The organism is Paraburkholderia fungorum (assembly GCF_046026025.1).
GTDB lineage: Bacteria > Pseudomonadota > Gammaproteobacteria > Burkholderiales > Burkholderiaceae > Paraburkholderia > Paraburkholderia fungorum_E.
The window spans coordinates 77,305-85,919 of the sequence record NZ_JAQQFL010000041.1; the positions used below are offsets into that span (position 1 = coordinate 77,305).

An 8,615-nucleotide genomic window follows, 5' to 3' on the forward strand; every position below is an offset into this window, starting at 1 on the left:
CGATCTCGGCCCTGTCATCGAACCCCCGAGTTCGGCCAACGCGAGACCGCCTGATCTGAGCGCGAACGGCCGTTAGCAACCGCACAACCGTCATGCCCCTGATACCCAGCACACGCCATTGAACTCGCTGGAAACAAAAAACCCCTGAAGCATTGCTGCATCAAGGGTTTAGGGAATTTCCAGGGATCGGGTGGAATACGTCCTGGTGCCGGGGACCGGACTTGAACCGGCAAGCTGTTAAGCGGCGGATTTTAAGTCCGCTATGTTTACCAATTTCATCACCCCGGCAGGGGTAAAACCACGCGTGGACGCGAATTCTACCATTGCCCGGCGAGCGCACCAAACCGGCGCAATCCGGCCTCGGTTCTCCCCCTCCCTCTCCCCGCCAGGAACAAAAACCGGAGTCATGCGCAGGTCATAAACGTTCCTGATAATCCGCTCACGAAAACGTTTACATGACGAGCGGAAACCATGATCCCAACGATCAAAGATGTCGCCGCCCACGCGGGCTTCTCCATCGCCACGGTCTCGCGCGCAATCAACGCGCCGCACACCGTGAACCCGGTCACGCTCGACAAAGTGCGTCAGTCCATCGACGCCCTCAACTTTCGCCCCAGCCCGCTAGGCCGGCAGTTGCGCGGCGAGCGCACGCGCCTCATCGGCGTGATCCTGCCGACGCTCGCCAACCCGGTGTTCGCCGAGTGCCTGCAAGGCATCGACGAGCTCGCCGCGGCGCAAGGCTACCGGCTCATGCTGATGACCACGCAATACGACGCCGACCGCGAACGCCACGCCATCGAAACGCTGCGCGAGCATCGCGTGGAAGGCCTGATCCTGACCGTCGCCGATGCCGACACGCATCCGCTACTCGACGAGCTCGACCGCGACGGCCTGCTCTATGTGCTGATGCATAACGACACGGTACGGCGTCCGGCGGTCTCGGTCGACAACCGCCTCGCGGCGTTCGACGGCGTACGCATGCTGATCGCGCACGGCCATCGCCGCATCCTGATGCTCGCCGGCACGCTCGCCGCCTCGGACCGCGCCCGCCAACGGCATCTCGGCTACGCGCAGGCGATGCAGCAGGCCGGTCTCACCCCGTCGCCCGCACTCGAAGTCGATTTCAACGCCGACGAACTGTCGCCGTCCGTGCTCGCGCATCTGACCAGTGGCCCAAACCGCCCAACCGCCCTCTTCTGCAGTAACGACCTGCTCGCCATGGTCGTGATGCGCGGACTGCGCCGTGCGCGTCTGCAGATTCCGCACGACATGTCGATTCTCGGCTTCGACGGACTCGCCATGGGCGAATTGCTGTCGCCGCCGCTGGCCAGCGTCTGCGCGCCGAATCGCGAGATCGGCTGTGCCGCCTGGCGTCGGTTGCTGGCTCGCGTAACGGGCACCTACGAATCGCCCGGCGAAACGTCGCTCACGCTGACGTTGCCGCACAGCCTGCGCGAAGGCGCCACCATCGCGGCGATTTCGAACCGCGCCGACAATCCGTCGGCGCGTGCATCGACGTCGGCCGAAGAACCGTTTGCATAAGCCGTTACTACGTTGAACCTCAAACCACCCGCTCTCTTCTCTTCAGGAGACCCGCAGTGATCCGCTCTTCAACACGTCTTGCCTGTTCGATCAAACCGCTCTGGCGCCGTCTCGCCCGCACCACCGCCGGCGCGCTGTCGGCCGGCATGATCGTTACCGCCGCGCTCGGCGCCCTCGCGCCGCAAGCAGCGCATGCCGATGAAACCGCGATCTGCTACAACTGTCCGCCTGAATGGGCCGACTGGGCAAGCCAGATCAAGGCGATCCAGCAAAAGACCGGCATTCGCGTGCCGTTCGACAACAAGAACTCCGGTCAATCGATCGCTCAACTGATGGCCGAGCAGAAGAGCCCGGTCGCGGACGTGGTGTATCTCGGCGTGTCGTCGGCGTTCCAGGCGAAAGACAAAGGCGTCATCCAGCCGTACAAACCCGCCCACTGGGACGATATCCCGGCGAACATGAAGGACCCGCAGGGCTACTGGTTCACGATCCACTCGGGCACGCTGGGCTTTTTCGTCAACAAGGACGCGCTCGAAGGCAAGCCAGTCCCGCGTTCGTGGGCCGACCTGCTGAAACCTGAGTACAAAGGCATGATCGGCTACCTCGATCCGTCGAGTGCGTTTGTCGGCTACGCGGGTGCGGTCGCGGTGAATCAGGCCCTCGGCGGCACGCTCGATAACTTCGAGCCGGGCCTCGACTGGTTCCGCAAGCTGAAGGCCAACGCGCCGATCGTCCCGAAGCAGACCGCCTATGCGCGCGTGATGTCCGGCGAAATCCCGATCCTGCTCGACTACGATTTCGACGCTTACCGCGCGAAATACAAGGATCACGCCAACGTCGAATTCGTGATTCCCAAGGAAGGCACGATCTCGGTACCGTACGTAATGAGTCTCGTGAAGGGCGCACCGCACGAAGCGAACGGCAAGAAGGTGCTCGATTTCGTGCTGTCGGACGAAGGCCAGAAACTGTGGGCCGAAGCCTATCTGCGCCCGGTGCGCGCGAATGCGATGACCCCGGACATCGCGGCCAAATTCCTGCCCGCCAGCGACTATGCGCGCGCCAAGCCGGTCGACTTCGGCAAAATGGCCGAGAAGCAGGCGAGTTTCGGCGAGCGTTATCTACAGGTGATGCATTGAACGACGTCACGTTCCCGCTGCGCTGGCGCATCGCTTTGATCGCGCCGGCGCTGGTGGTTTTCATCGCGTTCTGGCTGCTGCCGATGGGCGCGCTCGCGCAAATCAGCGGCGACGGCCACGCGTTCGCGACCTATCGCGCGATGCTGACAAATCCGCGCTACATGTCGAGTCTCGGCGCGACGGTCATGTTGTCCGCGGCGGTCACGGCGGCAACCCTGGTGCTCTCGGTGATCGCCGGTTTGCTGCTGGCGCGCCGCGAGTTTCCGCTCAAGCGCACGCTGCTCGCGTTGCTGACGTTTCCGTTGGCATTCCCAGGCGTCGTGGTCGGCTTCATGGTGATCATGCTGGCCGGACGCCAGGGATTGATCGGCGCGTTGTCGTTGAAACTCACCGGCGACCGCTGGGTGTTCGCCTACTCGATGAGCGGCCTCTTTCTCGGCTACCTGTACTTCTCGATTCCGCGCGTGATCGTCACCGTGATGGCGTCGGCGACCAAGCTCGATGCCTCGCTCGAAGAGGCCGCGCGTTCGCTCGGTGCGTCGCCGTGGCGAATTACGCGCGACATCGTGTTGCCCGCGTTGTCGCCGGGTCTGATCGCGGCGGGCGCGGTATGTTTCGCGACCGCGATGGGCGCCTTCGGCACGGCCTTCACGCTGGCCACCGACATCGACGTGTTGCCGATGACCATCTACACCGAGTTCACGCTGAACGCCAACATGGTGACGGCGGCGGGCCTGTCCATCGTGCTCGGCATCGTCACCTGGGCCGTGCTGGCGTTCGCTCGCAGCGTGAGCGGCTCGGCAGTCGCCGCAAGCGCATGAGCCGCACGTCCAAACCCGACGACAAGACTTCGATGAATTCCATCAGTACTCCCCTTGCGCCGGCTGCGAAGCCGCGCGCGCGACGGTTCAGGCTACCCACGTCGCGCACCTGGCTGGCAGCCGGCCAGTGGTTCGTTACGCTGCTGCTGTGCGCATTTCTGATCGTGCCGGTCGTGATGTCGATCATGGCCGGGCTCACGGTCAACTACTTCAAGGGCGTATCGAGCGGACTCACGTTGCGCTGGCTCGGCGAAGTGTGGACGCAGTATCACGGCTCGGTGTTTCTCTCGCTCGAAGTGGCCGCGGCGACCCTGCTGATCACGCTGCTGACCGGCGTGCCCGCCGGCTACGTGCTGGCGCGCAGCAAGACGCGGCTCTCGCGCATCATCGAAGAATTTCTGGTGCTGCCGATCGCGCTGCCCGGTCTTGCTTCCGCGCTTGCGCTGCTGGTGGTCTACGGCGGCTTCACGATGTTTCGCATGAGCGTCGCGTTTATCGTCGTCGGGCACGTGGTGTTCACGCTGCCGTTCATGGTGCGTGCGGTTGCCGCCGTATGCGCGAGCAGCGATCTGCGCACGCTCGAAGAAGGCGCGGCGAGTCTCGGCGCGAGCTTCTTGCAACGCTTCGTCACGATCGTGCTGCCGAATGCGCGACCAGGAATCGTCGCGGGTGCGCTGGCGGTGCTGACGCTTTCGATCGGCGAATTCAACCTGACGTGGATGCTGCACACGCCCGACACAAAGACGCTGCCGGTCGGTCTCGCCGACACCTACGCCTCCTTGCGTATCGAAATCGGCAGCGCCTACACGATTCTGTTTTTCATCATGACGATGCCGCTACTCGTCGCAATGCAATGGCTCGGGGTCGATGCGACCGGCCAGCGCAATGCGGGGAAAAAGCGCGCCGCCTCCCGTTCGAAGCCTTCACCGACGTCCACGCCATGAAACTCGACTCCGTTCCCATCACGCTCACGCAATGCGCGAAAACGTTTCGCGGCACGCGGGTGCTCGAGCCGCTCGATCTGCAGATCGGCGCCGGTGAGACGCTGGTCCTGCTCGGCCCGTCCGGTTGCGGCAAAACCACCACGCTGCGCATGATCGCAGGCCTCGAAACGCCCGACGCCGGCGGCAGCATCGCATTCGGCGACGAAGACGTCACCGCGCTGCCGATCGAAAAACGCCAGGTCGGCATGGTGTTTCAGAGCTACGCGCTGTTTCCGAACCTGACCGTGCGCGGCAACATCGGCTACGGATTGAAAATCAAACGCGTGCAGGCCGAAATCGCACGGCAACGCGTCGACGAATTGCTCGCGATGATGCGCCTTACCGCCCACGCTGACAAACCGATCGATCAGCTTTCGGGCGGTCAGCGTCAGCGCGTTGCGTTGGCGCGTGCGCTCGCCGTGCAACCCCGCGTACTGCTGCTCGACGAACCGCTGACCGCGCTCGACGCGCGTTTGCGCGACACCTTGCGCAGCGAGATGAATACGTTGCTGCGCGAGTTGGGCATCACGACCGTCTACGTCACGCACGATCAGGCCGAGGCGATGGAACTCGGCGACCGCATCGTCGTGATGAGCGCGGGGCGCATCGAACAGATCGGCTCACCGCGCGACATCTATTACCGCCCGGCGAATCGCACGGTCGCGCAATTCGTCGGTACCATCAACCGGCTGGCGGGCGAGCGGCGCGATGGCCTGCTCACGACCACGGGCGGCGCCGTACCTCTGCCCTCGGGCTCCGGGCGCGCCAGCGCCGCACATGAATTTTTCTTCCGACCCGAAGACGCGTACCTCGCCGACCCGGCCGACGCGCAACTGCGCGGCAAGATCGAAAGCACGGCGTTTCTCGGTGAACGCACCCGTCTGACGATCGGGGGTGCCGCACCGGACGCCTTGCTGATCGACGTCGCCGGCCGCGTAGAACTCGCGCGTGGCACGCCGGTCGGGATTTCGATCGCGCAGGACGCGCTGATTGCGCTATCGTAATGACACAGCGCTGCGTTTCCAGTGCGCCATAAAGAAGGACATCCCCATGCTGCTGGCTCAAATTAGCGACCTGCATATCAAACGGCCCGGCGCGCTGGCCTATCGCCGCGTCGACACCGGCGCCTATTTCGCGCGCACGGTCACCGCGCTCAACGCGCTGGAGCCGCGTCCCGACGCGGTGATCATGACCGGCGACCTCGTCGATCAGGGCGACCCGGAACAGTACGCGCACCTCAAGACGCTGCTCGCGCCGCTCGAGATTCCCTATTTCCTGCTGGTGGGCAACCACGACGAACGTGCCGCACTGCGCGCGGCGTTTCCCGATCGCGCCGAATTGCACAGCGGCGGCGAGTTCGTGCACTACGCGCTCGATATCGGACCGCTACGCGTGATCGCGCTCGACTCGATGGTGCCTGGCGAAAGCGCCGGCGATCTGTGCGACGCACGGCTCGCCTGGCTCGCCATGCAACTCGATGCGGCGCACGGCAAGCCGACGGTGGTCGCGTTGCACCATCCGCCGTTCGTTTGCGGCATCGGCCACATGGATGAATTACGGCTCGATCCCGCCGCCGCCGACAAGCTCGCCGCGTTGATCGCACGTTATCCGAACGTCGAGCGGGTGATCTGCGGCCACGTGCACCGGCCCATGTTCGTGCGCTTTGGCGGCACGATCGCATCGGCCGTGCCGGCGCCCGCGCACCAGGTCGGGCTCGACCTGCGCGAGGATGCGCCCTCGGCATTCATGATGGAGCCGCCCGCCTATGCGTTGCATCGTTACGATCCGGCGACGGGCATCGTCACCCATCATGCGTATGTCGATAAAGCCGACGGCCCGTATCCGTTTTACGAGCCTGAAGGCGCGTTGATCGACTGACGGCCGCGCCGCCTCGCCGGATCAGGCGGCGACAAAGGTTTGCTGGACGCGCCGGGACAACCTGAAATACGGTATCCCTAGCGCGGCGGCAGCGACGGCTTGCACGAAACCGTCGAACGGGATGGCGATGTCGATGCCGATGGCGTGGGTCATGTGATCACCCAGCAGGTAGGCGATGGTTCGCATAATGACGACGGCCAACAGCCACGCCTGCACCTGGACGGGAAAACGCGCTGATTTGCGCCGCACGAGCAACGCCAGCCAACCCGCGCCGGCGACGATGAAGCCTCCGATGATCACGTCGCAGCCCACCATCGCAATCACGGTGCGATACCAGCCGTGCGTTTCGGGGCGCACGAATACGGCCAGCAGTTCCCATTCGAGCATGAGCTTGAGCGGATCGCGCAATGTGAACGCGGTTGAAAGCGCCCATGCGGCGAGACAGATCAGGGCGATGAGCAACCAGCCGCCGATTCGTCGGGGTTCGGGTTTCGAGCTTGTGTTCATAAAATCGGTCACCTGATGGATCGTGTTGCGCGTATTGCGCGCGCCGATTCTACGAACGAAAAGCGAACGACCATCTCATTTTTGTAGCGCGATATTCAGAGCAGCTTCCGCATTTCCGGATTTTCCCGTTCCCATTCCTCCGTTCCCGCTCCTCCGTTCCCCTTTCACAGCACCTGTTTCTCGCCAGCGTAGCCTTTACGTTCAACCTGGCACGGTAGTGCGCCTGAGAGGCCGTCAGCACGATCCGGCCTGCTCCGGTATGATCGGCACGCTTGAGGACTGCGCATGGGCCGGTCCGTCGATGGTCTGCTCACATGTCCACATCCGAAGCCTCTACTCCCATTTCCGCCGACCGGTCGTTGCGCGGCTTGCTGCTTCTGCTCGCGACGATTGCCGGTGTCGCGGTCGCGAACATCTATTACAACCAGCCGCTGCTCGACAATTTGCGGCAGTCGTTTCCGAACAGTGCGTCGTGGGTTGGCGCGGTACCGGCCGTGACGCAGCTCGGCTACGCCGCCGGGATGCTGCTGTTGGCGCCGCTCGGCGACCGCTTCGATCGTCGCCTCCTGATCCTGCTGCAGATCGCCGGCATGTGCGTTGCACTGGTGCTGGCGTCCACCGCGCCGACGCTGACGGTGTTGATTGTCGCGAGCCTTGCGATTGGCGTGCTCGCCACCATCGCGCAACAGGCCGTGCCGTTCGCGGCCGAACTCGCGCCCGCATCCGGGCGTGGGCATGCCGTTGGCACGGTGATGAGCGGACTGTTGCTGGGGATTCTGCTGGCCCGAACCGCGGCGGGCATTGTCGCCGAGTATTTCGGCTGGCGCGCCGTGTTTGGCGCATCGGTCGTTGCGTTGCTGGTGCTGGCCGTGGTGATCATTCTGCGTCTGCCGAAGAGCAAGCCGACGTCGACGTTGCCGTACGGCAAGCTGCTGGTTTCGATGTGGCACCTCGTGGTCGAGCATCGCGCGTTGCGTGAGGCTTCGCTGACGGGGGCTGCCATGTTCGCGGCGTTCAGCATTTTCTGGTCTGTGCTGGCGTTGTTACTGGCGGGCGCGCCGTTTCATCTCGGACCGCAGGCCGCCGGCCTGTTCGGGATCGTTGGCGCGGCGGGGGCGATGGCCGCGCCGCTTGCCGGCAAGTTTTCCGACCGACGCGGACCGCGGGCGATTATCACGGTGTCGATTGTGCTGGTGGCGATATCGTTTGTTGTTTTTGCCTTGTCGGCGAAGAGCATTGCCGGGTTGGTGATTGGCGTGATCATCCTCGATATTGGTGTGCAGGCTGCACAGATTTCCAATCAATCACGGATTTATGCGTTGAAGCCTGAAGCGCGGAGCCGCGTGAATACTGTTTATATGGTGGCTTATTTTATTGGCGGTGCCGTGGGGTCTGGGGTTGGCGCTGCCGTTTGGCCGGCTTTTGGGTGGGTTGGGGTCAGTGTTGCTGGGGTGGGTTTTGCCGGGCTGGCGGCGTGGAATCATTTGAGGCTTCCAGCCAGGGGGTAGGAGGTGAGGTTGTTTTTTGCCTGGTTGGCGGGGTGGTTGTTTGTGGTTTTGTCGTGTTAGGTTTTCCTTGGGCTGACTTCTTTTGGTTTGCCTTGATTTGCTCTTAGGGTGTTGGCCTTTCCTTGCTTTGTTAGTGGTCTGGTTTGGCGGTGCTTCTATGGCGTTGGCCTTTCCTTGAATTTTTATTGGTTTATTAGCGTTGCCCCTGTGCGGGGCGGCACTTACTTTCTTTGCCGCCGT

8 protein-coding genes and 1 tRNA gene are annotated in these 8,615 nt (G+C 63.4%); 7 read left to right on the forward strand and 2 right to left on the reverse strand.

Annotated elements, in window-relative coordinates:
- Positions 1-203: 203 nt before the first annotated feature.
- Positions 204-288, reverse strand: a tRNA-Leu gene (locus PQR67_RS32940).
- A gap of 183 nt (positions 289-471) precedes the next feature.
- Between PQR67_RS32940 and PQR67_RS32945 the strand changes: the two genes are divergently transcribed.
- The 6 genes from PQR67_RS32945 to PQR67_RS32970 are packed head-to-tail and all read left to right on the forward strand — an operon-like array spanning position 472 to position 6,360.
- A complete protein-coding gene (locus PQR67_RS32945; RefSeq protein WP_408466985.1) occupies positions 472-1,542 on the forward strand; it encodes a LacI family DNA-binding transcriptional regulator in 1,071 nt (356 codons plus the stop codon).
- A gap of 56 nt (positions 1,543-1,598) precedes the next feature.
- Positions 1,599-2,678, forward strand: a complete 1,080-nt coding sequence (locus tag PQR67_RS32950; RefSeq protein ID WP_408466986.1) for an ABC transporter substrate-binding protein — start codon at positions 1,599-1,601, stop codon at positions 2,676-2,678.
- Positions 2,675-3,499 carry an ABC transporter permease gene (locus PQR67_RS32955; RefSeq protein WP_408466987.1) on the forward strand — a complete coding sequence of 275 codons (825 nt, stop codon included), beginning with the start codon at positions 2,675-2,677 and terminating at the stop codon, positions 3,497-3,499. Before PQR67_RS32950 ends, PQR67_RS32955 begins: the two co-directional genes overlap by 4 nt.
- Positions 3,500-3,531: 32 nt before the next feature.
- Entirely contained in the window at positions 3,532-4,443 is a 912-nt protein-coding gene (locus PQR67_RS32960) for an ABC transporter permease (RefSeq protein ID WP_408466995.1), read from the forward strand.
- Positions 4,440-5,486: an ABC transporter ATP-binding protein gene (locus PQR67_RS32965; RefSeq protein WP_408466988.1), complete on the forward strand. Its 1,047-nt coding sequence runs from the start codon at positions 4,440-4,442 to the stop codon at positions 5,484-5,486. Before PQR67_RS32960 ends, PQR67_RS32965 begins: the two co-directional genes overlap by 4 nt.
- A gap of 46 nt (positions 5,487-5,532) precedes the next feature.
- Complete coding sequence (locus PQR67_RS32970; RefSeq protein ID WP_408466989.1) at positions 5,533-6,360, forward strand: phosphodiesterase; 828 nt, start codon at positions 5,533-5,535, stop codon at positions 6,358-6,360.
- 21 nt (positions 6,361-6,381) lie between these two features.
- On the opposite strand, the gene PQR67_RS32975 is transcribed toward PQR67_RS32970, so the two are convergent.
- Positions 6,382-6,867 (reverse strand): DUF2569 domain-containing protein, encoded by a 486-nt coding sequence (locus PQR67_RS32975; RefSeq protein WP_408466990.1) that lies wholly within the window; start codon positions 6,865-6,867, stop codon positions 6,382-6,384.
- A 314-nt stretch (positions 6,868-7,181) separates the two neighbouring features.
- On the opposite strand from PQR67_RS32975, the gene PQR67_RS32980 reads away from it, so the two are divergent.
- The gene (locus PQR67_RS32980) at positions 7,182-8,375 is read left to right on the forward strand and encodes an MFS transporter (protein WP_408466991.1); all 1,194 of its coding nucleotides are present in this window, start codon (positions 7,182-7,184) and stop codon (positions 8,373-8,375) included.
- Positions 8,376-8,615: the final 240 nt, after the last annotated feature.